The organism is Aurantimonas sp. A3-2-R12 (assembly GCF_036016755.1).
In the GTDB taxonomy this organism is placed as follows: Bacteria; Pseudomonadota; Alphaproteobacteria; order Rhizobiales; family Rhizobiaceae; genus Aurantimonas; species Aurantimonas coralicida_A.
Map to the genome: position 1 here is coordinate 1 of NZ_JAYXIH010000041.1, position 22,748 is coordinate 22,748.

Below are 22,748 nucleotides of genomic sequence, written 5' to 3' on the forward strand. Positions count from 1 at the left end.
ATCTCTGGCGTGCAGTCGGCAACATCTGCGACCTGTTCGAGCCCGAAGAATGTTGGAACTACCTCAAGGCCGCTGGCTATGTTGCAGATTAATCGCCTGACGCTCTAGTTCGGCTCCCCTGCCGCCTTGGGCCGCGGATTCTCCCGAAGCCCCACCGTCGGGTTGGCCGCCGTGCTGCTCGCCGCGTCGTTGACGGTCTCGACCGCCTCGTCTTGCCGCCGGGCTGCCGTCGCAGGCGTCTCCACCGCCGGTTTCCGCCAATATTCCGGCCAAGGCGCCAGGCGATGGCGATTCCATTCAGCCGGTGGGTCCGCGATAGCGCGATCGACGATCGGTCGACCGGACAGAGCGTCGCGCCGTATCGCCAGCGAGCCGGTCCGCCGGAGGGTCCGAAGTGTGACCAGGATGGCGCCCGAGCGGCAGGCGGACAGGCGGATCGCACGGGCGACGATCGCGACGTCACCGCTATCGCAGGCGACGCCGGTCTTCTCGTAATCGTCCGTCCAGACAACCTTCAACCCATCGCGGGTCTCGAAGCGGCAAAGCGCTTCGTCACAGTCGGCCGAAATGCGCCGGCGTGGTTCCCGGTCGGCCGACGGTCTCCCACGCGCCTCGAACGCTCGCTCCCATTGCGCGGCGATGAAATCGTTCGGGCGTTCGCGCAGAAAGGCGAGTTGCCCGTCCTCAGCAACCAGCGCCACCTCCTTGCCATCCTCGAATATGAGCAGCTCAGGCGGCGCGACGCGATCCGGTGCCGCCGCCAGTCCGGCGAGGGCCAGCGGAATTGCCACATAGCGTAGGCGGCTCGCGAAGCACGATGCCGCCAGGATGGCCGCCGTCAGGAGAACGAGACCCGTGGCCGTGGTCAGGCCGATCGCCTGATCCGGCAAGCGCTCATAGACGAACCGCGCGATCTGAAGGACGAGGCCGATGCCGTACCCCATCGCCTGGAACGCCCAGGCATCGAGACCGAAGGGCATCGCCAGCGAGCCGATCAACGCCAGCGGCATGATCCAGAGGGTGAACAGCGGCATGGTCAAAACGTTGGCGACGAGGCCGAACGTCGCCAGGCGGTGGAAATGGTAGGCCGCATAGGGCGCGGTGGCCGTTCCGGCGATGAGCGAGGTCATCGCGATTGCCGCAAACGCCAACAGGATGCGATGCCCCCAACCACGGCTTCCGGGCGGTACCGGCGATCGCGCCCGGCGCCGCGAAAGAGCCGCATATCCGCCGATCAGCGCGACCGTCGCGGCAAAGCTCATCTGGAAGCTGGCAGTCATCACCGCGTGCGGCGTCAGCGCAATCACCACGATGGCCGCGATCGACACGTTACGAAGTGTCAGGGCCGGGCGATCGAGCAGGACCGCCGTCAGCATGATGGCAAGCATGATGAAGGCGCGCTGCGTCGCGATATTAGCGCCGGACAGAGCGAGATAGAAGGCGGCGACGACAAGCGCGGCGACGGCGGCGATCTTCTTGATTGGGAACCGCAAGGCGATCACTGGAATCAGCGAAAGCACCGAGCGGACCAGAAGCATGGCGAATCCGGCGACGATCGCCATGTGCAGACCGGAAATCGACAGTACGTGGGCGAGCCCGGTTCCGCGCAGCCACTCCTCCGCCTCGTCCGGAATGCCGGTCCGTTCGCCCGTGACGAGCGCGGCGGCAATGCCGCCCTCGGCTCCGCCGATGATCTGGCTGATGCGTTCGGTCATGGCCAGACGCGTCGCCGTCTGGCGTTGTCGAAGCCACGCACCGAGACCTTTTCGCGCCGCGCTGCCGAAGATGTCGGATGCGGGCGGTTCCGGTGCTCCCAAGGAGTAACCGTAGGCGCCGATGCCGTTGAAGAACGGCGCAAAGGCGAAATCATGGGAGCCCGGAAAAGCCGGACCCGACGGCGGCCGAAGTCGGGCGAGACCGCGGAAGTCGCCGCCCGGTGGAATCGGGGCGTGGCGGCTGCCAACGACGATCCGCACCCGTTCCGGCGGGCGCGAAAGGACCGGTCGGTCGGTCGAGGCGATATCGATCACGTATCGATATCGGCCGTTGTCGGTGCGCTCACGCGATACCACGGTGCCGGCGATCCGCACCGTCGCCTCGCCCGAGAACAACGTCGTGTCCGTGCGTTCGATCTCGGTCATCGCCAAGACGGCGCCGGCAAGGACGAAGCCGGCGCATACCAGCGATGGGCAAAGCACCGGCCGCTCCGGAACGAGGAAGGCCAGCGCCAGCAACACGGTGGAAGCGATGGCGGCGACCGCCAGGCCAGGGCGCCATCCGATGCCGTAAACGACCGCCACCCCGACCATCAGGCCGATCGCAATCAGATGGAAGCCGGAGCGGTGGCGGGTCTCGGCCTCCAATTGGGCGGTCAGCCAGCCGGCGGTGATCGCTCCCCATTCGGGGCGCGGCGGCGGCCGGAACCCGCGCCAGGCTCTAGAGCCGCCGGCTCGGGCACGCTGTCCCTTTTGCTCGTTCGCGCTGTCGTTGCGATCGGCGGCTGTGTCCATCGGCTCCGGGTCCCGTCGCCTTGTCTCTCCTCTCGCCTATGCTACACAGCCGGCACGCGAAAGCGATCGGCCACGATCGCGCAATTCGCCCTGACTTTTCGATCGGAGACTCCATGACGGATACCGTCGTGACCCGCTTTGCCCCCTCACCGACCGGCTTCCTGCATATCGGTGGCGCGAGGACGGCGCTGTTCAACTGGCTTTATGCCCGCGCGACCGGCGGCAAGATGCTGCTGCGTATCGAGGACACCGACCGCGAACGCTCGACCGAGCCAGCAGTTCAGGCGATCATCGAAGGTCTCGCCTGGATGGGACTGTCGGCGGACGAGCCCCCGGTCTCCCAGTTCGCGCGCGCGCAGCGCCATCGTGAGGTGGTCGAGGAATTGCTGTCCAGGGGCGCGGCCTATCGCTGTTACGCCAGCCAGGCCGAGCTCACGGAGATGCGCGAGAAGGCCCGGGCCGAGAAGCGTCCGCCGCGCTATGATGGGCGCTGGCGCGACCGTGACCCTTCCGAGGCGCCCGCCGACGTCAAGCCGGTGATCCGGCTGCGCGCTCCGCTGGAGGGCGAAACGGTGGTCCATGATCGCGTCCAGGGAGACGTGCGGTTTCCCAACAAGGATCTCGACGATTTCGTGCTGCTGCGCTCGGACGGAAACCCGACCTACATGCTGGCCGTCGTCGTCGACGATTACGACATGGGCGTTACTCACGTCATTCGCGGCGACGATCACCTGACCAATGCCGGGCGCCAGACGCTGATCTACAAAGCCATGGGCTGGGATGTGCCGGTGATGGCGCATATCCCGCTTATCCACGGGCCGGACGGGGCCAAGCTGTCGAAGCGGCATGGCGCGCTCGGCATCGAGGCCTACCGGGCCATGGGCTATCTGCCGGTGGCGCTCAGAAACTATCTGGTGCGGCTCGGCTGGAGCCATGGCGACGACGAGATCATCTCGACCGAGGACATGATCGCCTGGTTCGGCATCGACGACATCAACAAAGGGGCGGCGCGCTTCGATTTCGCCAAGCTGGAGGCGATCAATGGCCACTGGATCCGCCAGAGCGACGATGCCGTCTTGGTCGAGACGCTGATGGGCGAGCGCGATGTCTTGCCGAATGGAGCGATTCTCAAGGCGCGGACGGACGATGAGGTGCGCGCCAAACTGACCGCCGCGATGCCGGGCCTGAAGGGCCGGGCCAAGACGTTGGTCGAACTGGCCGAGAGCACGAGCTATCTGTACGCGGATCGCCCGCTCGATCTGGAGGAGAAGGCCGAGGCGATTCTCGCCGATGGCGGTCGTCCCATCATCGCGGCGTTGCTGCCGCAATTTGCGGCGGTATCGACCTGGTCGGCCGGCGAGCTTGAAACGCTTGTCCGCGCTTATGCCGAGGCAAACGGCTTGAAACTCGGGAAAGCCGCGCAGCCGCTGCGTGCCGCGCTGACGGGACGCACGACCTCGCCGGGCGTCTTCGATGTTCTGGAGGTGCTCGGCCGGGACGAGTCGCTGGCGCGGCTGGGCGATCAGGCTGGCTGAGCCAGTCCCCATCGTCCGGACTTCGCAACGCAATATGGATTTGGCGCCGGAACTTGTCGCTCCGGTGGCTTTGGAGTAGGCAATCATCTGAGTAAAACGTGTGCGCTGCGATAGGTCTCAACCGCCGTGGCAACCATTGAAGGGAAAACGCATGGCAGAACAGTCGGCGAAGCTCACATTGGGCACAAAGGAGGCGGGGCTGGACCTGCACAGTGGCACTATCGGCCCGGACGTCGTGGATATCACGACGCTCTACAAGCAGACCGGTCTGTTCACCTACGATCCGGGTTTTTCGTCGACGGCGTCCTGTGAATCCAAAATCACCTACATCGATGGCGACGAGGGCGTGCTGCTGCATCGCGGCTACCCGATCGACCAGCTCGCCGAGAGGGGCGATTTTCTGGAGACCTGCTATCTTCTGCTGTATGGCGAACTGCCGACGGCGCGTGAGAAGGAGGATTTCGAATACCGCGTGACGCGGCATACGATGGTCCACGAGCAGATGAGCCGCTTTTACACCGGCTTTCGCCGCGACGCTCATCCGATGGCCGTCATGGTCGGCTCGGTCGGCGCCATGTCGGCTTTCTACCACGACTCCACGGATATCGCCGATCCGCACCAGCGGATGGTGGCGAGCCTGCGAATGATCGCCAAGATGCCCACGATCGCGGCGATGGCCTACAAATACCATATCGGCCAGCCGTTCGTTTATCCGCGCAACGACCTCGCCTACGCCGAAAACTTCCTGCACATGTGCTTCGCGGTTCCCTGCGAGACGTATCAGATCAATCCTGTGCTCGCGAAGGCGATGGACCGGATTTTCATCCTCCATGCGGACCATGAGCAGAACGCATCGACCTCGACCGTGCGGCTCGCCGGTTCGTCGGGCGCCAATCCCTTCGCCTGCATCGCGGCCGGCGTGGCGTGCCTTTGGGGGCCTGCCCATGGCGGTGCCAACGAGGCGGCGCTGAACATGCTGATGGAGATCGGCACCAAGGACCGCATCCCCGAGTTCATCGCCCGCGCCAAGGACAAGGACGATCCGTTCCGCCTGATGGGCTTCGGTCACCGGGTCTACAAGAACTACGATCCGCGCGCCAAGATCATGCAGAAGACCTGTCACGAGGTTCTCGACGAACTCGGCATCAAGGACGACCCGCTGCTCGAGGTCGCGATGGAACTCGAGCGGATCGCGCTCACCGACGAGTATTTCATCGAGAAGAAGCTCTATCCGAATGTCGACTTCTATTCCGGCATCACGCTGAAGGCGCTCGGCTTCCCGACGACGATGTTCACGGTGCTTTTCGCCGTGGCCCGGACCGTCGGCTGGATCGCCCAGTGGAAAGAGATGATCGAGGATCCGCATCAGCGCATCGGCCGTCCGCGGCAGCTCTACACCGGCGCCACGATGCGCGACTATGTGGCGGTCGACCAGCGCAGCTGATACCGGCATTCCCATCGCAAACGATAACGGGCGCCTCGGCGCCCGTTTCTATTCCGGCTTGGTCGGACGGCCTTGCCGCAGGAGATCAAGCACGATGTCGGCAGCGGCCTCCCCAGGCGGACGATCGATGGCCATCGCGTCGCGTATCTCGGCGAAGCCGGCGAGTTGCGCCCGCCGTTCAGGCGTATCGGTCAACAGGCGCTGAAGACGGCGCGCCAGCATCTCCGGGCGCACGAATTCGTGGAAGTGCTCGGGAACCAGCGGATGACCCGCGATGAAATTCGGCAGCGCGGCGGTCCAGGCTGAAATCAGATGGCGGAACCGATAACCGATCGGGTCGAGGCGGTAGGCCAAAGCCATCGGGACATCCGCCAGCGCCAATTCCAGCGAAACGGTCCCGGATGCTGCGATCGCGGCATCGGCCTTGGCGAAGGCCGCCCATTTTTCCGCCTCGCCAGTTACGATCACCGGTTTGTTTTCCCAATTGGCGATCTTTGCCTCGATGATTGGCCGGTGGCGCTCCAGCGTCGGGATGATTGCGGTCAGTCCCGGCATCCTCGTGAGCAATTGCTGGAAGGTCGCGCCGAAATCGTCGATCAACCGGTTGATCTCGCCCCGGCGCGAGCCGGGAAGGATCAGAAGCGTCGGCGGGCTGCTCGGTGCCCGATCGGCGGCAGGCCGGTTCACTTCCTCGATCATTTGTCGCAGCGCGGGCGTCGTCATCAACGGATGACCGACATAGCTCGCGGGCGGCCCACCCAGCCGGCGCAGCGTCTCGGGTTCGAACGGCAAGGCACAGATCGCGTGGTCGACATAGGGGCGCATGGCGGCGGCTCGCCCTTCCCGCCAAGCCCACACCGTCGGTGGGATATAATTGACGATCGGCATTTGCGGCAGCCGCGCCCTCACCCGCCTGGCGACGCGATGTGAAAAGGTCGGGCTGTCGATGATCACCAATGCATCCGGCTTGGCGTCGACGATGAAATCCGCCGTCTGCGATACCCGGCGCAGCAGCTGCGGCAGTCGCGCGACGATCGCCCCGATGCCGATGATCGACAGCTCATGGATGTCGAACAGGCTCGTCAGCCCCTCCGCCTGCATCGCCTCGCCGCCGAGACCGACGACGTGCAACTCGCCGTCCGTCTGGCTGCGGAGCGCGCGAATCAGATCAGCGCCGATCCGGTCTCCCGAGGGTTCTCCGACGACGAATCCGATGGTCGTCAATTGCGCTCTCCCGATGGGATGATCTCCGGCACGGCCTCGTCCGCCAGGCCGACCAGCGCGATGTCATGACGATCGGCCGCCGCGATCACGTCGTCGAGGCCCAGAATCAGGCTGCGCCCGGCGGTAACCCCAATGGCGGAAATTCCGGCCGTGGCAGCCTCCTCGATCGTCGCCACACCGATGCTGGGTAGATCGAAACGCTGATCCTGCTGCGGCTTGACGCTCTTGACCAGAGCACAGAGCTCCCGCTTTCCGATTTTACCGCCGGCTTTCAACTCCGCCACCCGCGCCAACATCGCCCGGGTTCCCTCGATTCCCTCCAGGGCAATCACCCGATTGTCCGACGCGACAACCGCCTGGCCGATGTCCAGTTTCCCAAGCTGACGGGCAGCCTGCACGGCGAGCGAAAGGGCCGCAACCTCTTCGCTTCGTGGCGCCCTATGGCCCAGCGGACCCGACGGCGCCAACAGGCGTGGCGCGATTTCCTGAACGGCCAGAATTTCAAAGCCTTCGCGCTCGAGATAGCGGGTGAGAGTCCGCAACAGCCTGTCGTCGCCGCCGCGCACGATCCGCAGCGCCGCGGGAAGCCGCAGCAAGGTCCGGACGCTTGGCAGCAGCGAGCGAAAATCCGGTCGCTTGGACACGGTTCCGCAATAGACCAGACGACGAACGCCGCTCGTTGTCATACAGGCGATCGCGTCGCCCGTGCGGCCCCATGCAAATGCACCGCCGTCAAATCCGCTCCAGTCGTCGCCGATGCCGTCACCGATCCGCACGACGACTGGCCGCCAGCCCGCGGCGCGAGCAGCCTCGGCGACGATCCGGGGCAGCGAGCCGCCGCCGGCGACGATCCCCAGAGCCTCGCCGGGGTGATCCGGGCTCACGGCCTATGCCGACTGCGTGTTACGGGGGAAACAAAGGGCCCGGTCGCCGCCGGCGCGGATAAAACCAAGCAAATCCTGCACGAGCGGATCGTCCGGAAACTCGGCCTGTACCTCGTCCATGTTCTCCTTGAACGTCAGATCGAAGGAAAACAGCATGCGATAGGCCCGCCGCACATTGCGGATCGCCTCCCGATTGAAGCCAGCGCGCTTCATGCCGATGACATTGAGGCTGGACAGATAGGCGCGATTGCCCAGCACCATTCCGAACGGAATGACGTCACCCTCGACCGCCGCTAGGCCGCCGACATAGGCATGATGGCCGATTCTGGTGAACTGGTGAATTCCCGAGCCGCCGGCGATCGTGGCGAATTCGCCGATCGTGCAATGGCCCGCCAGCATCACATTGTTGATCAAGGTGACATTGCGGCCGAGCACGCAGTCGTGCGCCACATGCGCACCGGTGAAGAAGGCGCAATCGTCGCCGATCGTCGTTTCCGAGCGCCCCTGCACCGTCCCGGCGTTCATCGTCACATGCTCGCGCACGAGACAATTGCGACCGATCACCAGACGGGTGTCTTCGCCCCGGTACTTCAGATGTTGAGGGGCATGGCCGAGCGAGGCGAACGGCCAGATCTGCGCCCCCTCGCCGATGGCCGTATTGCCCCAAAGGACCACATGCGAGCGCAGACGGCTGTTCGCGCCGAGCCTAACCTGTGGGCCGATGTGGCAAAATGGCCCGATCTCACACCCATCGCCGATCTCGGCGCCGTCTTCGATGACGGCAGTCGGATGAATCATCGTGGAACTCATGATTCAGGACGCGTCGCGCGGCACCAGCATCGCGCTGACCCTCGCCTCCGCGACCTTGGCGCCATCCACCTTGGCGAGGCAGTCGAACTTCCAGATGTTGGCCCGCTTCTTCGTCTGGGTAACGTGATATTCGAGCCGATCGCCAGGAACCACGGGTTTGCGGAACTTGGCGTTGTCGATGGTCATGAAATAGACGAGCTGCGGTGTGCCGGTGCCGGCTGCGCGGGTACAAATCGCGCCCGCGGTCTGCGCCATGCCTTCGATGATGAGGACGCCGGGCATCACCGGCATCGACGGGAAATGCCCGAGAAAATGCGGCTCGTTCGCGGTCACGTTCTTGATGCCGACGGCCCGCATGTCACCCTCGATATCGATGATGCGGTCCACCATCAGAAAGGGGTAGCGGTGCGGCAGGAGTTCAAGGATTTGCTGGATGTCGGCGCTGCCTAGCACCGTCGACTCGTCACTCATCGTTTTTCCTTGGCGAACGCCGTTTCTTGGCAAGTTCGGATAGAAGCGTCATTTCGCGAAACCATTCGCGGACGGGTTTGGCCGGCGTCCCGCCCCAGCGGGCGCCCGCAGGGACGTCGCCGGCAACCGACGATACCGCCGCGATCTGGGCGCCATCACCGATCGTCAAATGGCCGTTGATCGCGGTTTGACCACCAATCATGACGCCATCCCCGATCGTCGTGCTGCCGGATATTGCGACCTGCGCGACAATCGCACAATGACGCCCGATCGTGACGTTGTGGCCGATTTGGACCTGATTGTCGATTTTCGTCCCCTCGCCGATGACCGTGTCACGGATCGCTCCACGATCGACCGCGGTATTGGCTCCGATCTCGACGTCATCCTGGATAATCACTCGGCCGATCTGGACCGATTTCCGCAAGCCCGCCGGTCCAGCCGCGTAGCCAAACCCATCCTGGCCGACACGAACGCCCGGGTGGAGTATCACCCGATTACCCAGCAAAGCGTGAGTCACACAGACGCCGGGACCGATCCGACTGGAGCGGCCGATCCGGCAGCCGGCACCGATAATCGCTCCCGCTCCCACCAGCGTATCGCGCCCAATGGCAACGTGCGGTCCAATCACCGCGAAGGACTCGACCGTCACGCCATCCTCGATCCGCGCAGTCGGATGGATATCCGCGCGCGGCGAAAGTCCACTTTGGCCGCTGGCTGCCGTCGGCGCGACGGCGAGCGGAAACAGAGCCTGCCCCGCCGCAGCGAAGGCGCTCTGGACATCCTTGGCGATCAGCGCGCCAACCTGAGGAGGAATCAGCCGGAGATTTTTTTGGTCGACGACCACGCAAGCAGCGGCGGTTGTCGCCAGGTCGTCCGCATAGCGCACGTTGTCGAAGAAGGAGAGGTCGTCGGAGCCGGCCTCGGTCAGCGGAGCAATGCCACTGACGGTGCGCTCGGGATCCACGCCGTTGGCCAGCGCGGCCCCTGCCATCTCGGCAAGCTCGCCCAAAGCGAGGCCATTGCCACGCGGAAAGAAAATTGAATCAGGCATCGACAACGGCATTGAGGTCGACATCGCCGACCTCAATTCCCTTCCGATTAAAAGCGGGACGAGAACCCGAAGGAGAACTCCTGCAGTTCGTCGAAGTCTTCCTTGACGAACGGATGGGCATAGTTGACCCGAAGCGGGCCAAACGGCGACGCCCAGATCAGTCCAACACCCGCGGAGGCCCTCAGCGCCGCGTCTGTTCCAATGACGCCCGGAGCGCCCTCGAACTCAGACCCCCAGAGCGATCCCGCGTCCGCAAAGACCGCGCCACGGAACCCGTAGTCGCGAGAAATCAGCGGTAATGGGAAGGTCGCTTCGGCGGACGCGTTCGCGTAGTTCGTGCCGCCGATCGACACGCCGTTCTGGCGGGGGCCGATGCCCTTGTAGTCGAAGCCGCGGACGACGTCCTGACCCTTGAAGAAGTTGTCGAAGACCCGCAGGTCGTCACCGCCGAGGGTGGAGACGTTTCCGCCCGCCGAGCTCAACTGGCCGATGACGTCGTACTCTTCGTTGAGAAGCTTGAAATAGGTCGCCTTGCCGGTAGTCTTGATGAAATTCGCATCGCCGCCGATGCCTGCGAATTCCTGCCCGCCCTGGATGAAGAAACCCTCACGCGGGTCGCCGGCATTATCAAGGGTGTTGTAGGTCAGCGAATAGGAAATCGACGACGTGAGATAGGGGCTGTCGCAGATCGCCTGATTGATGATCGGCGACTTGGTGTAGTTCGGGGCCGTGGATGGCGTCGTCGTGCCGAAGTTGAACTGATTGCCGACCGGATTGGGAACGGCGCAGGTGCTGCGCGTGGTGACATATCCGGCCGTGCCCGGAGAGACGCCGGCCGCGTCAGGGATCGAGAAGCCGTTGTTGTCGCCGAATTCTTCCTGCTTCAAGTTGTAGGCGATCTGCGCCGTCAGGTTCTCGGTGATCGGTGCCGCCAGGCGCACGTCGCCGCCGGTCCGAACCGAATCATAGTCACCCGAGGTGCTCTCACTACGATAGACATCGAATCCCGCCGCCAGGCGTCGACCCAGGAAATACGGCTCGGTGAAGGACAGGCTGTAGTTCCGCGTGTCCTTTCCGAACCCGGCGGATACCTTGATGAACTGGCCGCGACCGAGGAAGTTTCTCTCGGTGACGCCGACTTCCGCAACCGGCCCCGCATTCTCGCCGCCGGTCGTGTAGCCACCGCCGAGCGAGAGCTCGCCCGTGGCCTTTTCCACCACATCGACGATGACGATCACCCGATCCGGCTCCGCGCCGGGGGCCGTCGAGATCGAAACCTTCTCGAAGAACTTCAAATCCTCCAGCCGCTGCTTGGCGCGCTGAATCAGGACCTGGTTGAAGGCATCGCCTTCGGAAACGTCGAACTCGCGCCGGATCACGTAGTCGCGGGTCTTGGTGTTACCGCGAATTTCGAGCCGCTCAACATAGGCGCGCGGACCTTGGTCGATCACGTAATTGATCGCGATGGTTCGATTGGTGAAATCACGGTCGCCGCGCGGTGTGACCTGGGCGAAGGCAAAGCCGGCGTTGGCCATGCTGTTCGTCAGATTGACCAGCGACTCCTCGACATCCTTGGCGCTGTAGACCTCGCCCGGACGGGTTTCCAGTTCGCTGTAGAGCGCCTCGGAATCGATTCCCGGGATGGTGCTGTCGATCGCCACATTGCCGAAGGCGTAACGCTCCCCTTCGTCCACGGTGATCGTGATGAAGTAGGAATTCTGGGTTTCGTCGAGCTCGGCCACCGACGAGATGACACGGAAGTCGGCGTAGCCCCGATTGAAATAGAAGCGCCGCAGCGTCTCCTCGTCGGTGCGCAGACGATCCTCATCATAAATGTCGTCGCGCTGGATGAAGCTGAGCAGCCCGGATTCGCGCAGGGCGATGGTCTGCTTCAAGCGGCTGTCGCTGAAGGCGTTGTTGCCGACGATGCTGATCGAGGCGATCTTCGTGCGGTCGCCTTCCTGGATATTATAGATAACGTTGACGCGGTTCTCGCCGACCTGCTGCGTGTTGACGCTGACCACCGCATCGCTGCGACCGATGCTAGTGTAAGCCCCGCTGATCGCCTCGACGTCCGCCTGCGCCGTGGCGGACGAATAGGCTCCGCGCGGCTGGGTCTGAACCGCAGCCATAAGCTGCTCGTCCTTAATCTTGGAATTGCCCTGGAAAAGAACCTGATTGACGATCTGATTCTCGTCGACCTGGACGACGAGCGTGCCACCCGATTGGCTGACGCGAACGTCGGAGAACAATCCTGTCGCAAAGAGGCGACGAAGGACCTCGTCCTGTTCGGCCTCGCTGACGTTCTGGCCGGGCCGGATCTGCGTGAAGCTGCGAACCGTGTCCGCCTCGACCCGACTGTTCCCCCTCACCTCGATGCGGTTGACCACAGCCGCCTCGACGGCCGTGGTGACGGCAAGCTGAGCACCCAAGGTCGTCGCGGCGAGAACGGTCGAGGACAGGACGACCGCCGAAGCGGCGCGTAAGATTTTCGTTCCAGCCATCATGGGTTCAACCACCTTCTTGTCATTGTGTCGAAGCGCCAAGGGAACAGCACGCGTCAACGCCTTGTACCGGCTTTCGGAATTCATTCAAGCAACCTGGACCGAGTCCATTGAGGAATTGGAAACCCGTTGCAACGCAGCCACGGACACCGCCGCGATAGTTGATGTTTTGCAACCCCAGGCCCCCGTCCCGACTCGCCATTCTCAGACCAAGCCGGAAATATCGTTCCAAAATGCAAATACCATAAGCAGCATTACCAGTGCGAGCCCGATTCGGAACCCGATTTCCTGCACCCGCTCGCTCAACGGCCTGCCGCGAACGGCCTCATAGGCGTAAAAGAGTAGATGGCCACCGTCCAGCATCGGAATCGGTAGAAGATTCAGCAGCCCGATCGACACCGACAGCAGCGCCGCCAGGTTGAGCAGCGCACCGAACCCGATCGTCGAAACCTGGCTCGAGACCTGGGCGATGCGAATCGGGCCGCCGATCTGATCGGTGCTCTGGCGGCCGGTGATAACCTGACCGATGAAATCGACCGTGCGCTCGGTCACGTACCACGTCTGGGAGACGCCATAGCCAAGCGATTCCAACAAGGACAACTGCTCTAGCCGGAACGACGAGCCGTCATTGGTCGCCACCAGCCCGATCACCGGCACCGTGAAGCTGTTGCCGAATCCGTCGGTCTGGGTCTCGCTCTTCGGCGTAACAGTCAGCTCGACCGTTACGCCTTGGCGCTCGACGGCCATCAGAATCGGCGTATCGGGACGCGCCGACACATAGCGTTGCAGATCGGAGAAATAGCGTATCGGCTCTCCGTCGGCCGAAACGACGCGATCGCCGGGCTGAAACCCGGCTTCCGCGGCTGGCGATTCGGCACGAACGTCGGCCACGACCGGATCGCCGACGACGCGACCATTGACGAAGGCCACGCCGGCGAAAATAACGATGGCGAGGATGAAATTGGCAATCGGACCGGCGGCGACCGTTGCCGCCCGGCGGCCGACGCTCTTGGCAGGAAAGGCCCCGGCTCGCTCAGCCTCGTCCATACTCGCCAGCGCCTCGTGGTCCGGCACGGAGGCGGCGTTCTCATCACCCAAAAACTTCACATATCCGCCAAGCGGAACCGCCGAGAGCTTCCAGCGGGTTCCGTGGCGGTCATTGAAGCCGATGAGCTCCGGCCCAAACCCGATCGAAAAGGCCAGTGCTTTGATCCCGCACCAGCGCCCGACCAGATAGTGGCCGAGTTCATGGAAGAAGACGATGATCGTGAGGACAAACAGAAACGGGACGACATAGACGAGTCCTCCGCTCCATAGACCGGCCAAACCTCCGGCGAATTCCATCAGGGCATCCTCTTGATTGATCCATGCGGGCGGGCAGCCGCCCACCGCAATGCAACTGTCATAAGCCCCGTATGATCGCGTCGCAATGATGGCCGCGTACGAGATTTCAGCCTCGCGCATCCTTCAGGACCCGATACGAGCCCGTATCGCCCTCAAGAACACGCGGCGATGCCGTAGCCTGTCATCTGTCAGAGCGCGAAGATCCCGTGGGCCGGATTGCCGAAGCCTGCGATCAGAAGGCCGACCAGCCAAGCCGCGCCGATGGCTACGATCAACGCGTCGATTCGATCCATCAGCCCCCCGTGGCCAGGAATGAGCCGGCCGGAATCCTTGACGCCGAAACGCCGCTTGATCCACGATTCGTAAAGGTCTCCCGCTTGGCCAAGCGCCGATAGAACGGCGGCAAGGACCAGGATGAACGGGCTCAACGCGCTACCGATCGACAGAGCGAACAGCGCCCCGAAAAGGCTGCCGGCCACAAGTCCACCGCCCGCACCCGACATTGTCTTCTTGGGTGAGACCATCGGCAAAAGCTTCGGCCCACCAATCGATCGGCCGGTAAAATAGGCGAAGATGTCGGTGGACCACACGACCGCGATGACAAAGCCAAGGGCGGCGAGCCCGGCACTGTCGTCACCGCGCAACATGCCCGGCGCGAGTGCCGCCAAGGCGGAATACAGCAAACCACCGAGAACCCAGTCGGCCTTGCGCTCGTTCCGATCGATAAAGGCGATAAACGCAGCCGCCAGAATCACGACTACCAGTGCCAAGAGATAGAACCGGAAAACGAAGGCGAACAGCGCCACGACCAGCGCGCGCCGCGCGAAGCTGAAGATCGGACCGACGCGCTGAGCCCTTGTCATTCGCGACCACTCGTCGAACACGATGAGCCCGGTCGCGAAACACAAAAGCCGAAATGGCCACCCACCGATGATCGTCAGAGCGAGGACGAGGAGACCGAGGACGACGGCCGAAATCAGCCGCGACCGCAGGTCGGTCCAGCTTCCGGCGCCGAAAAATTGCCGAATCCCTAGCCCCATCAGCTCAGGAAGCGATTTCGCGGGACAGGCCACCGTAGCGACGATCGCGGCTGAAATACTCCTCGATCGCACCCTCGAAGGCTTTGCGGTCGAAATCGGGCCACAGGCAGGGCAGGAACACGAACTCCGAATAGGCGGCCTGCCAGAGCAGGAAATTCGACAATCTGATCTCGCCGCTGGTGCGAATGATCAGATCGGGGTCCGGGATGCCCGCGGTATCGAGATGCGCGTCAAGGTAATCGGGCGTGAGCGCTTCCAGTGGCACCTCTCCCGCCGCGAACTTCTCGGCGATCCGCCGCATCGCGCGCGCCACTTCGTCCCGCGCCCCGTAATTGAAAGCGACAACCAGCGTCTGGCGCTGGTTGTCGCGGGTCAAGCTCTCGGCCTCATCGAGCAGTGCGCGGATGTCGTCCGTCAAATTGTCCCGCGCGCCGATGACGCGCACGCGGACTCCTTCCTTGTGGAGATCCGCAAGGTCGCGGCGGATGAAATGCTTCAACAATCCCATCAACTCGGCGACTTCATCCTGTGGGCGGCGCCAGTTTTCGGACGAGAAGGCGAACAGCGTCAGATACTGGATCCCGAGTTCGCCAGCCGCGCGCACAGCCTCGCGCACCGCCTCGACGCCGCGGCGATGGCCCATGCTGCGCGGCAAGCCGCGCGAATGTGCCCAGCGGCCGTTGCCGTCCATGATAATGGCGACGTGTTGGAGATGCCGCACCGTGATCCCGCCTTTCCCTGTTGGGTTCGCCGCGCGCCCGTCGTTCGGCGCGTTATCGCTTGAGCTTAGACCAGCATGATCTCGGCTTCCTTACCGGAAAGCACCTTGTCGATATCGGAAATGATGTCGTCGGTCATTTTCTGAACCCGGTCCGACATCTGCCGGCTTTCGTCCTGGCCGATATCGCCATCCTTTTCCATCTTCTTCAACACCTCCATGCCGTCCCGACGTACATGGCGGGCCGCAACCTTGGCGCTTTCGGCATATTGATGGGCGACCTTGACCAACTCCTTGCGCCGCTGCTCGTTGAGTTCCGGCAACGGAATACGGAGCGTCGTGCCGTCGGTGACGGGGTTGAGACCGAGATTGCTCTCACGGATCGCCCGCTCGACCTTGCCGACCATCTGCTTGTCCCACACCGATACACTGATCATGCGTGGTTCGGGGACGGAAATGTTGGCCACCTGATTGATCGGCATCTGCGAACCGTAAGCCTCGACGCTGATCGGATCGAGCAGGCTCGGCGAAGCGCGACCCGTCCGAAGGCCGCCGAGATCGCTCTTCAAGCTGGCGACGGCGCCGTCCATGCGGCGCTGCAGTTCGTTGAAATCCATGTCGGCCATCTTGCTTTCCTCTTTCTCGGCTATGCGGGCGTAAAAGAAACTCAGTCCGTGACGATCGTCGCGCGGCCGCCGCCCAACAGAATCCTGGCGAATTCGCCTTTCTCGTGGATGGAGAAGACGACGATCGGAATATGATTTTCGCGCGCCAGAGCAACCGCGGCGACGTCCATGACAGCCAGACCTTTTTGCAGGACGGCGTCATGGGTCAGCCGGTCGTAGCGTACGGCGTCGGGGTCGTGCTTGGGGTCGGCGGAGTAGATACCATCGACTTGCGTAGCCTTGAACAAAGCGTTCGCGCCCATTTCCGCGGCACGCAGGGCGCCAGCGGAATCGGTGGTGAAGAACGGATTGCCGGTGCCGCCGGCGAAGATGACCACGCGGCCCGCAGCCTGATGCGCCAGCGCGGTTCGCTGGGAGAAGCTTTCGCAAATTTCGGGCATGGCGATGGCGGACAGGACGATCGTCTCGACACCCATCTTGATGAGCGAGGTCCTGAGCGCCAGGGCATTTATGACGGTTCCGAGCATGCCCATGTGGTCGCCCGTCACCCGGTCGCCGCCCTTGGAGGCCACCGCAACGCCACGGAAAATGTTACCGCCGCCGATGACGATGGAAATCTCGACGCCTAAGGCGCGCGCTTCGGCGATGTCGGCGGCGATGCGATCGGCCACGGCGACATCGATGCCAAAGCCTTGTGACCCCATCAGCGCTTCACCGGAGACCTTGAGAAGAACCCGCCGATACCGGACTTCGGTTGTCATCGATCACCTTGCTTGCGTCCGCGGAGAACCTGAAGGCGCAGCGATGAAGACGCGCCGGGCCTCGCCGGAACGAGTACGGGAGACGCCTCGCCGCCGACCGGCAAGGCTCATGGATTTCGTGGCGGCCCGTGATGCGGGCGCGCCAATTCGAGGATGCGATACAATAAGGGCGCCCGCTTGTGAAGCGGCCGCCCGCCAGACCGCTGACAAACCCCTGGCACTGGCCGGGGGTTTTTGATGCACTTGGCTGTATTGAAGAAACCGGCCCACGAGCAATCAGCGATCGAGATGGTGGCGCTTCGCCGGTCTCGAAGGAGCGGCGGCTCCATGGTGCGTCTCCAGCTGGTGCCTCCCCCCGGCCGCCGCCCAGAACATGGAGAAGATCGCGATGGCGCTCACCGCAACGCCGGCCCCGTATGAACTGAGCTAACACACCGAACCGGCGCCGCCTTGCGAACCGGACAGACTGCGCCGCTCAAACAAAAACCCCGCCGAAAATCAGCGGGGTCTGTCAGCACTCTGGTGGGCCTCGACAAGGCCGCTTTTTATCAATTCAGAGCATCGAAAAGAGCAATTCTAGCGAAGATCCACAGTGCCGATAACCGTCGCCGCAGGGGCCTGCTCGGGAAGTTCCGCGGTGGCGTAGCTGGCCGTCAGAATACCGAAGGCAGCAGTCGCACCCAGAAGCGTCAGCAGGGTTCTGCGCATGGAAGGCCGTCCCGAGGAGTTGTTCATGGTGATTGCATCATTCATCGAACTAGTTTCTTCCGCGTAAATTTTGCTACATTCGCGTGGGTTGCCCACAGTCTTGGAAACAAAAGTCTCCAAGCCGCGATTGGTTGCCTCGGTTTCGACGAATTTTCTTCCGCATAGCGGCCGGCCCCCCTATCGCACGGGTTTGCGGGGCTTTCGATGGCAATTGCGCCACAGTTCCAAAATTCGGCCATCGCATGGTTAATGACTGCGACCGGAATTTGCCCACCTCCGAACCGGCGTTTCATCTCGCGAGGCCAAGTTGCTTTAGGCTCCGAACCATGGCGGCGATGGCCTCACCCGGTGGGCGGAAATCGATTCCGAGCGTTTGTTCGGCGGCCTTCGTCGCGAGAGTTTTCCGGCGCCCGAGTTCGGGCACGGCCGCGCGGGCTTGTGCGGCGAAGACGGCGATCGTGCGCACCAGAAAATCCGGCAGCACCAGCTTGGGCATCCGGCTGCCGGCGGACGGGTCGGCGAGCGCGATCGCCTGACCGATCTCCATCATCGACAATGAGCCACCGCACAGAATGAACCGTCGTCCCGCCGCATCGGGTACGGTCATGGCCTGGAGATGAGCGCGGGCGACGTCGCGAACATCGACGATGCCGAAGGTGATGTCCGGCACGGCCGGGAGCCGCCCCATGAGCATCGTCCGAATCAGGTCCGCCGAGGTGCCCGTCTCCCGATCGAGCAGCGGACCGAGTACGAAGGCGGGGTTGACGACGGCGAGTTCCGGGCCGCCCGCCTCGACGGCCTTCCAGGCCGCCCTTTCGGCTTCCGTCTTCGAGACCGCATAATCGGAAATGTCCGAACTTTCGACATTGGACCAGTCCGCTTCCGAATAGTGCGCCCCTCGCTTTGCGCCGTGGCCGTAATAGATCGCTGCCACCGAGGAGGTCAGAACAATTCGCTCGACGCCCGCCCTGGAAGCGGCCTCGACGACACGGAGCGTCCCGCCCCTGGCGATTGGCACCAACGCATATCTATCCTTGGATTGCCTCGCGGGAAACGGCGAGGCCGTATGCACGACGAAGCGGCATCCGGCCACAGCGGCATCCCAGCCGTTATCTTGGGTCAGATCCGCCTCGACGAATTCCAGCCGGTCGACAGCCCTTCCGGCCTTTTCCAGCGTGTCCCGGACGAACGCGGCCTTGCCAGCGGAGCGCACGGTCCCCCTCACCCGATAGCCCGCCGCCAGCAACTCCAGGGCGACCTGCTTGGCAATGAAACCGGAAATGCCGGTGAGAAGCACGAGATCGGACATGCGTTTTCCGCCTTGGAGCCGTGAAAAAACTTGCGAAAAATTATGGTTTCAAATTACAACTAAACGCAGCGACATGCGGATCTTCGAGAAATCGGGAAAATTGTCGCCGCGAAAAAGAAGGAACTGCAACAAATTCGACCTAATAGTATGCCTCACTGACTTAGGAGTGTCCCCTCTCATGACCGCGGATCCGAGCTGGACCTTGCATGGGCTACAGATCGAAATTCTGGACGCCATGGCTGCGGCCGGGGAGTTCGAAGCAGTCCTTACTCTCCTCTGCCGTCGGGTTGAGGCGCTCACACCCGACATTGCGTGCTCGATCATAGCCGTAAACGAGAAACAACGCCTGCGTTCGAATGCGGGTCCCTCGCTTCCGACACAATATCGGGACCTCCTTGCTCGTCTACCCGACGACTGGTTAGACCGAACCGAGTTCGTCACCGGCGGCAATCCGGCACGCGATCCCGAGGAAACGACGAACGTCAGGCCGCGGCCCCCATCCGAGCTGGCGTTGCCCAGCGGCTGGGCGGCATCATGGTCAAGCGCTGTCAAAGCGCCCACGGGCCAGCTTGTCGCTCTTTTCACAATGTACTTTCACACCGAGCGCAGCCCATCCCGACAGGAGCGGATGGTCGCCGAAACCTGCGTTCGTCTCTTGAGGATCGGAATCGATCGGTGGCACCTGCAGCAGAGAAATCAACAGCTGAGACGTTACGATCAACTGACGAACCTGCAGAACCGCCGCCGCTTCAATGCCGTCATCGAGAGCAAGGTGGCCGATGAGTCCAGATCTTTCGCCCTGCTCCTCGTCGAGATCGAACACCTCAAGACGATCAATCACACAATGGGGCATGTCGTCGGCGACCAAGTCCTTCGAGAGGTTGCAGCCCGATTGGAGCGGGTGGCGTCGATCTCGGCCTCGACCTTCCGGATTGGCGGCGATGAGTTTGCAGTCCTCGCCGACGACATTGCCGATCACGCCGAGTTGCGCGATTTCGCTTCGCGCATTTTGGACGCCATGCACGACCTGTTTCAATGCCGCGGCAACACGATTGCACCTCAGGTGACCATTGGCGGCGTCGTCCGAGAAATGGATGGGGACAGCCCCGATCTCCTACATCAGAACGCCGATTTCGCCCTCTTGCATGCCAAGGAAACCCACCGAGGCGGTTACGTGGCGTTTGAACCGGGGCTACGAACCTCGGTCATGCGACGAACTGAAACCATTCGCGAGATCGCCCTCGCCCTTACCGAGCACCGGATCGTGACTTACTATCAGCCCATCGTGCGGCTGGACACCGAGCAGATCGTCGGTCTCGAGGCCTTGGCGCGGCTGCGAACCAAGGATGGCCGCATCGCGTCTGCCGGCGAATTCGCGGACGCGTTCACCGATCCCCACGTCGCCGACCGACTGACCAACCAAATGCTGTCTCAGGTCGCGGCCGATATCCGGACGTGGCTCGACGACGGCATCCCCTTCCAGCATGTCGGCGTGAACCTCGCGATGTCCGATTTTCGGCACAGAAACCTCGATCAAACCATCTGCGCCGCCTTCGATGCCCAACAGGTTTCGTTGCAGCATCTGGTCTTGGAAGTTACCGAAACGGTTTTCATGGACGGCCCTAACCACGATGTCGCGAGAGCGGTGACACGTCTTAGAGACAAGGGGATGCTTGTCGCCCTCGACGACTTCGGCACCGGTTTCGCCTCGCTGACCCACCTTCTCAGTTTCCCGGTGGACGTCATCAAGATCGACAAGAGTTTCATCGACCGCCTCCTGACCGACGCCCCCAGCCGTGTCATCGTCGAAGCTCTGATCGATATCTCCGCTAAGCTGGGCATGAGGACAGTCGCCGAGGGAATCGAGTGTGCCGCTCAGGCGAAACGGCTCTCGGAGCTCGGATGCCGCCTCGGGCAAGGGTTCCATTTCGCTCGGCCCGCCGACGCTGCACGCACGACGGCTCTCTTGCAGCAGAGGGCACAACGTGACCACCAGGGTCAATCGCCGGCGTGATATGACAACGACGGCCCAACCCGCCAAAGCCATTTGCCGTCGGGACTCGCGTCACAGGACTATACGTTGCTGCTTGAAGAACCTGATCGGCAAGTCGCGAAATGCGGCCCACGTCACGCACGAAAAAGGGGCCACGCGGGCCCCTTCGTTATTCTGTCATGGCGTCGATCCGAGGATCAGGCGGCGTCTTCCTGCTCGCCTTCGGCCTCGATCCGCTCACGGTCGATCGCGCCGCGAGCCTCGGGATCGCGGTCGACGAACTCGATAACCGCCAGCGGAGCGTTGTCGCCGCGGCGGAAACCGGCCTTGAGAACGCGGGTATAGCCGCCGTTGCGATCGGCATAGCGGGTCGCCAGCGTATCGAACAGCTTGGCGATGACGGAGCCGTCGCGGACCTTCGACAGCGCCTGGCGACGGGCATGAAGATCGCCGCGCTTGCCCAGCGTAATCATCTTCTCGATGATCGGGCGCAGTTCCTTTGCCTTCGGCAGGGTTGTGACGATCTGCTCGTGCATGATCAGCGACGCCGACATGTTGGCGAACATCGCTTTACGGTGACTGGCGGTACGGTTGAGTTTCCGGCCGCGCTTGGCGTGACGCATGGGGTTTTCCTCAGAGAAATATGCCGACGCCTTGGCGCCGGAGGTCGGGATCTTTGCGTTCCTGCCGTCGATGCGACAGGCCGCCGTTCCTTTGATTCATTGCAGTGGCGCCCGGCCGCGTCAGCGGCCGGGCGCGCGTAGTCCTAGTACTGGTCTTCGTAACGCTTGGCGAGATCGTCGATGTTCTCCGGCGGCCAATCGGTGACTTCCATGCCGAGATGCAGCCCCATCGAGGCGAGCACTTCCTTGATCTCGTTCAGCGACTTGCGGCCGAAATTCGGTGTCCGCAACATCTCCGCTTCGGTCTTCTGGATCAAATCGCCGATATAGACGATGTTGTCGTTCTTCAGGCAATTGGCCGAGCGCACCGAAAGCTCCAGCTCGTCGACCTTCTTCAGCAGCGCCGGATTGAAGGCCAGCTCGGCCATCTGCTCTTCGGCGGCGCCAGCCGCGCCACGCTGGTCGCGCTGCGGCTCTTCGAAGTTGACGAAGACAGACAACTGATCCTGGAGAATGCGCGCGGCATAGGCCACCGCGTCCTCACCAGTGATCGAGCCGTCGGTCTCGATCTGCATCGTCAGCTTGTCCTTGTTGAGATCCTGCCCCTCGCGGGTGGCCTCGACCTTGTAGGACACCTTCTTGACCGGCGAAAACAGCGAGTCGACCGGAATCAGGCCGATCGGCGCGTCTTCCGCCCGGTTCTGGTCGGCAGGAACATAACCCTTGCCGGTGTTGACCGTAAATTCCATGCGGATTTCCGCACCCTCGTCGAGGGTGCAGATCTCATGCTCGGGATTGAGAACCTCGATATCGCCTACCGTCTGGATGTCGCCAGCGCGTACGACGCCAGGGCCCTGCTTGCGCACGACCATGCGCTTCGGTCCCTCGCCCTGCATACCGATGCAGATTTCCTTGATGTTGAGGACGATGTCCGTGACATCCTCCCGCACGCCCGGGATCGACGAAAACTCGTGCAATACGCCGTCAATCTGGACCGCGGTGATCGCCGCTCCCTGCAGCGACGAGAGCAGGACGCGGCGCAGCGCGTTGCCGAGGGTAAGCCCGAAGCCGCGCTCAAGCGGCTCTGCCGTCAGCGATGCCTTGACACGGCTGCCGCCGCTCTTGAACACCACCTGGTTGGGCTTGGTAAGGTCTTGCCAGTTGCTAGCAATCATGACGGATGCCTTTCAGTT

19 protein-coding genes are annotated in these 22,748 nt (G+C 62.9%); 3 read left to right on the forward strand and 16 right to left on the reverse strand.

What is annotated here, in order from left to right:
* Positions 1-104: 104 nt before the first annotated feature.
* The gene (locus VSX60_RS17645) at positions 105-2,510 is read right to left on the reverse strand and encodes a ComEC/Rec2 family competence protein (RefSeq protein WP_327625583.1); all 2,406 of its coding nucleotides are present in this window, start codon (positions 2,508-2,510) and stop codon (positions 105-107) included.
* Between the two features lie 113 nt (positions 2,511-2,623).
* On the opposite strand from VSX60_RS17645, the gene gltX reads away from it, so the two are divergent.
* Positions 2,624-4,045: a glutamate--tRNA ligase gene (gltX, locus tag VSX60_RS17650; RefSeq protein ID WP_327625584.1), complete on the forward strand. Its 1,422-nt coding sequence runs from the start codon at positions 2,624-2,626 to the stop codon at positions 4,043-4,045.
* Between the two features lie 151 nt (positions 4,046-4,196).
* Positions 4,197-5,489 (forward strand): citrate synthase, encoded by a 1,293-nt coding sequence (gltA, locus tag VSX60_RS17655; RefSeq protein ID WP_327625585.1) that lies wholly within the window; start codon positions 4,197-4,199, stop codon positions 5,487-5,489.
* A 48-nt stretch (positions 5,490-5,537) separates the two neighbouring features.
* Here the strand turns inward: gltA and lpxB are convergent, their stop codons facing one another.
* The 13 genes from lpxB to VSX60_RS17720 form a co-directional block, all read right to left on the reverse strand.
* A complete protein-coding gene (gene lpxB, locus VSX60_RS17660) occupies positions 5,538-6,713 on the reverse strand; it encodes a lipid-A-disaccharide synthase (RefSeq protein WP_327625586.1) in 1,176 nt (391 codons plus the stop codon).
* Positions 6,710-7,597, reverse strand: coding sequence for an LpxI family protein (locus VSX60_RS17665; RefSeq protein WP_327625587.1), 888 nt, complete (start codon positions 7,595-7,597; stop codon positions 6,710-6,712). The genes lpxB and VSX60_RS17665 overlap by 4 nt, the downstream gene beginning before the upstream one ends.
* Before the next feature lie 3 nt (positions 7,598-7,600).
* The gene (lpxA, locus tag VSX60_RS17670) at positions 7,601-8,407 is read right to left on the reverse strand and encodes an acyl-ACP--UDP-N-acetylglucosamine O-acyltransferase (RefSeq protein ID WP_327625588.1); all 807 of its coding nucleotides are present in this window, start codon (positions 8,405-8,407) and stop codon (positions 7,601-7,603) included.
* A 3-nt stretch (positions 8,408-8,410) separates the two neighbouring features.
* Positions 8,411-8,878: a 3-hydroxyacyl-ACP dehydratase FabZ gene (gene fabZ, locus VSX60_RS17675; RefSeq protein WP_327625589.1), complete on the reverse strand. Its 468-nt coding sequence runs from the start codon at positions 8,876-8,878 to the stop codon at positions 8,411-8,413.
* Entirely contained in the window at positions 8,871-9,953 is a 1,083-nt protein-coding gene (gene lpxD, locus VSX60_RS17680; RefSeq protein ID WP_327625590.1) for a UDP-3-O-(3-hydroxymyristoyl)glucosamine N-acyltransferase, read from the reverse strand. Before lpxD ends, fabZ begins: the two co-directional genes overlap by 8 nt.
* Before the next feature lie 23 nt (positions 9,954-9,976).
* Positions 9,977-12,436, reverse strand: a complete 2,460-nt coding sequence (gene bamA, locus VSX60_RS17685) for an outer membrane protein assembly factor BamA (protein ID WP_327625592.1) — start codon at positions 12,434-12,436, stop codon at positions 9,977-9,979.
* A 201-nt stretch (positions 12,437-12,637) separates the two neighbouring features.
* Positions 12,638-13,777, reverse strand: coding sequence for an RIP metalloprotease RseP (gene rseP / locus VSX60_RS17690; protein WP_327625593.1), 1,140 nt, complete (start codon positions 13,775-13,777; stop codon positions 12,638-12,640).
* Between the two features lie 188 nt (positions 13,778-13,965).
* On the reverse strand, positions 13,966-14,817 hold the full coding sequence (locus tag VSX60_RS17695; RefSeq protein WP_327625594.1) for a phosphatidate cytidylyltransferase: 852 nt from the start codon (positions 14,815-14,817) through the stop codon (positions 13,966-13,968).
* Between the two features lie 4 nt (positions 14,818-14,821).
* Positions 14,822-15,508: an isoprenyl transferase gene (locus VSX60_RS17700; RefSeq protein ID WP_442873119.1), complete on the reverse strand. Its 687-nt coding sequence runs from the start codon at positions 15,506-15,508 to the stop codon at positions 14,822-14,824.
* 95 nt (positions 15,509-15,603) lie between these two features.
* Positions 15,604-16,161, reverse strand: coding sequence for a ribosome recycling factor (gene frr / locus VSX60_RS17705; RefSeq protein WP_327625596.1), 558 nt, complete (start codon positions 16,159-16,161; stop codon positions 15,604-15,606).
* A gap of 41 nt (positions 16,162-16,202) precedes the next feature.
* On the reverse strand, positions 16,203-16,922 hold the full coding sequence (gene pyrH, locus VSX60_RS17710; protein WP_327625597.1) for a UMP kinase: 720 nt from the start codon (positions 16,920-16,922) through the stop codon (positions 16,203-16,205).
* Between the two features lie 576 nt (positions 16,923-17,498).
* Entirely contained in the window at positions 17,499-17,630 is a 132-nt protein-coding gene (locus VSX60_RS17715; RefSeq protein ID WP_327625598.1) for a hypothetical protein, read from the reverse strand.
* A gap of 289 nt (positions 17,631-17,919) precedes the next feature.
* Complete coding sequence (locus VSX60_RS17720) at positions 17,920-18,939, reverse strand: SDR family oxidoreductase (protein ID WP_327625599.1); 1,020 nt, start codon at positions 18,937-18,939, stop codon at positions 17,920-17,922.
* Between the two features lie 178 nt (positions 18,940-19,117).
* On the opposite strand from VSX60_RS17720, the gene VSX60_RS17725 reads away from it, so the two are divergent.
* A complete protein-coding gene (locus VSX60_RS17725; protein ID WP_327625600.1) occupies positions 19,118-20,953 on the forward strand; it encodes a putative bifunctional diguanylate cyclase/phosphodiesterase in 1,836 nt (611 codons plus the stop codon).
* Positions 20,954-21,129: 176 nt separating this feature from the next.
* Here VSX60_RS17725 and rplQ read toward each other — a convergent pair whose 3' ends face one another.
* The gene (rplQ, locus tag VSX60_RS17730) at positions 21,130-21,555 is read right to left on the reverse strand and encodes a 50S ribosomal protein L17 (protein WP_327625601.1); all 426 of its coding nucleotides are present in this window, start codon (positions 21,553-21,555) and stop codon (positions 21,130-21,132) included.
* Positions 21,556-21,698: 143 nt separating this feature from the next.
* Entirely contained in the window at positions 21,699-22,730 is a 1,032-nt protein-coding gene (locus VSX60_RS17735) for a DNA-directed RNA polymerase subunit alpha (RefSeq protein ID WP_327625602.1), read from the reverse strand.
* Positions 22,731-22,748: the final 18 nt, after the last annotated feature.

Bases quoted from the DNA above. Each gene is read 5' to 3' on its own strand.
- frr (WP_327625596.1), bottom strand. From the start codon at position 16,161: ATGGCCGACATGGATTTCAACGAACTGCAGCGCCGCATGGACGGCGCC.
- gltX (WP_327625584.1), top strand. From the start codon at position 2,624: ATGACGGATACCGTCGTGACCCGCTTTGCCCCCTCACCGACCGGCTTC.
- VSX60_RS17695 (WP_327625594.1), bottom strand. From the start codon at position 14,817: ATGGGGCTAGGGATTCGGCAATTTTTCGGCGCCGGAAGCTGGACCGAC.
- lpxD (WP_327625590.1), bottom strand. From the start codon at position 9,953: ATGTCGACCTCAATGCCGTTGTCGATGCCTGATTCAATTTTCTTTCCG.
- gltA (WP_327625585.1), top strand. From the start codon at position 4,197: ATGGCAGAACAGTCGGCGAAGCTCACATTGGGCACAAAGGAGGCGGGG.
- pyrH (WP_327625597.1), bottom strand. From the start codon at position 16,922: ATGACAACCGAAGTCCGGTATCGGCGGGTTCTTCTCAAGGTCTCCGGT.
- VSX60_RS17715 (WP_327625598.1), bottom strand. From the start codon at position 17,630: ATGCGCAGAACCCTGCTGACGCTTCTGGGTGCGACTGCTGCCTTCGGT.
- rseP (WP_327625593.1), bottom strand. From the start codon at position 13,777: ATGGAATTCGCCGGAGGTTTGGCCGGTCTATGGAGCGGAGGACTCGTC.
- rplQ (WP_327625601.1), bottom strand. From the start codon at position 21,555: ATGCGTCACGCCAAGCGCGGCCGGAAACTCAACCGTACCGCCAGTCAC.
- lpxA (WP_327625588.1), bottom strand. From the start codon at position 8,407: ATGAGTTCCACGATGATTCATCCGACTGCCGTCATCGAAGACGGCGCC.
- VSX60_RS17645 (WP_327625583.1), bottom strand. From the start codon at position 2,510: ATGGACACAGCCGCCGATCGCAACGACAGCGCGAACGAGCAAAAGGGA.
- VSX60_RS17735 (WP_327625602.1), bottom strand. From the start codon at position 22,730: ATGATTGCTAGCAACTGGCAAGACCTTACCAAGCCCAACCAGGTGGTG.
- bamA (WP_327625592.1), bottom strand. From the start codon at position 12,436: ATGATGGCTGGAACGAAAATCTTACGCGCCGCTTCGGCGGTCGTCCTG.
- VSX60_RS17700 (WP_442873119.1), bottom strand. From the start codon at position 15,508: ATGGACGGCAACGGCCGCTGGGCACATTCGCGCGGCTTGCCGCGCAGC.
- VSX60_RS17725 (WP_327625600.1), top strand. From the start codon at position 19,118: ATGACCGCGGATCCGAGCTGGACCTTGCATGGGCTACAGATCGAAATT.
- fabZ (WP_327625589.1), bottom strand. From the start codon at position 8,878: ATGAGTGACGAGTCGACGGTGCTAGGCAGCGCCGACATCCAGCAAATC.
- VSX60_RS17720 (WP_327625599.1), bottom strand. From the start codon at position 18,939: ATGTCCGATCTCGTGCTTCTCACCGGCATTTCCGGTTTCATTGCCAAG.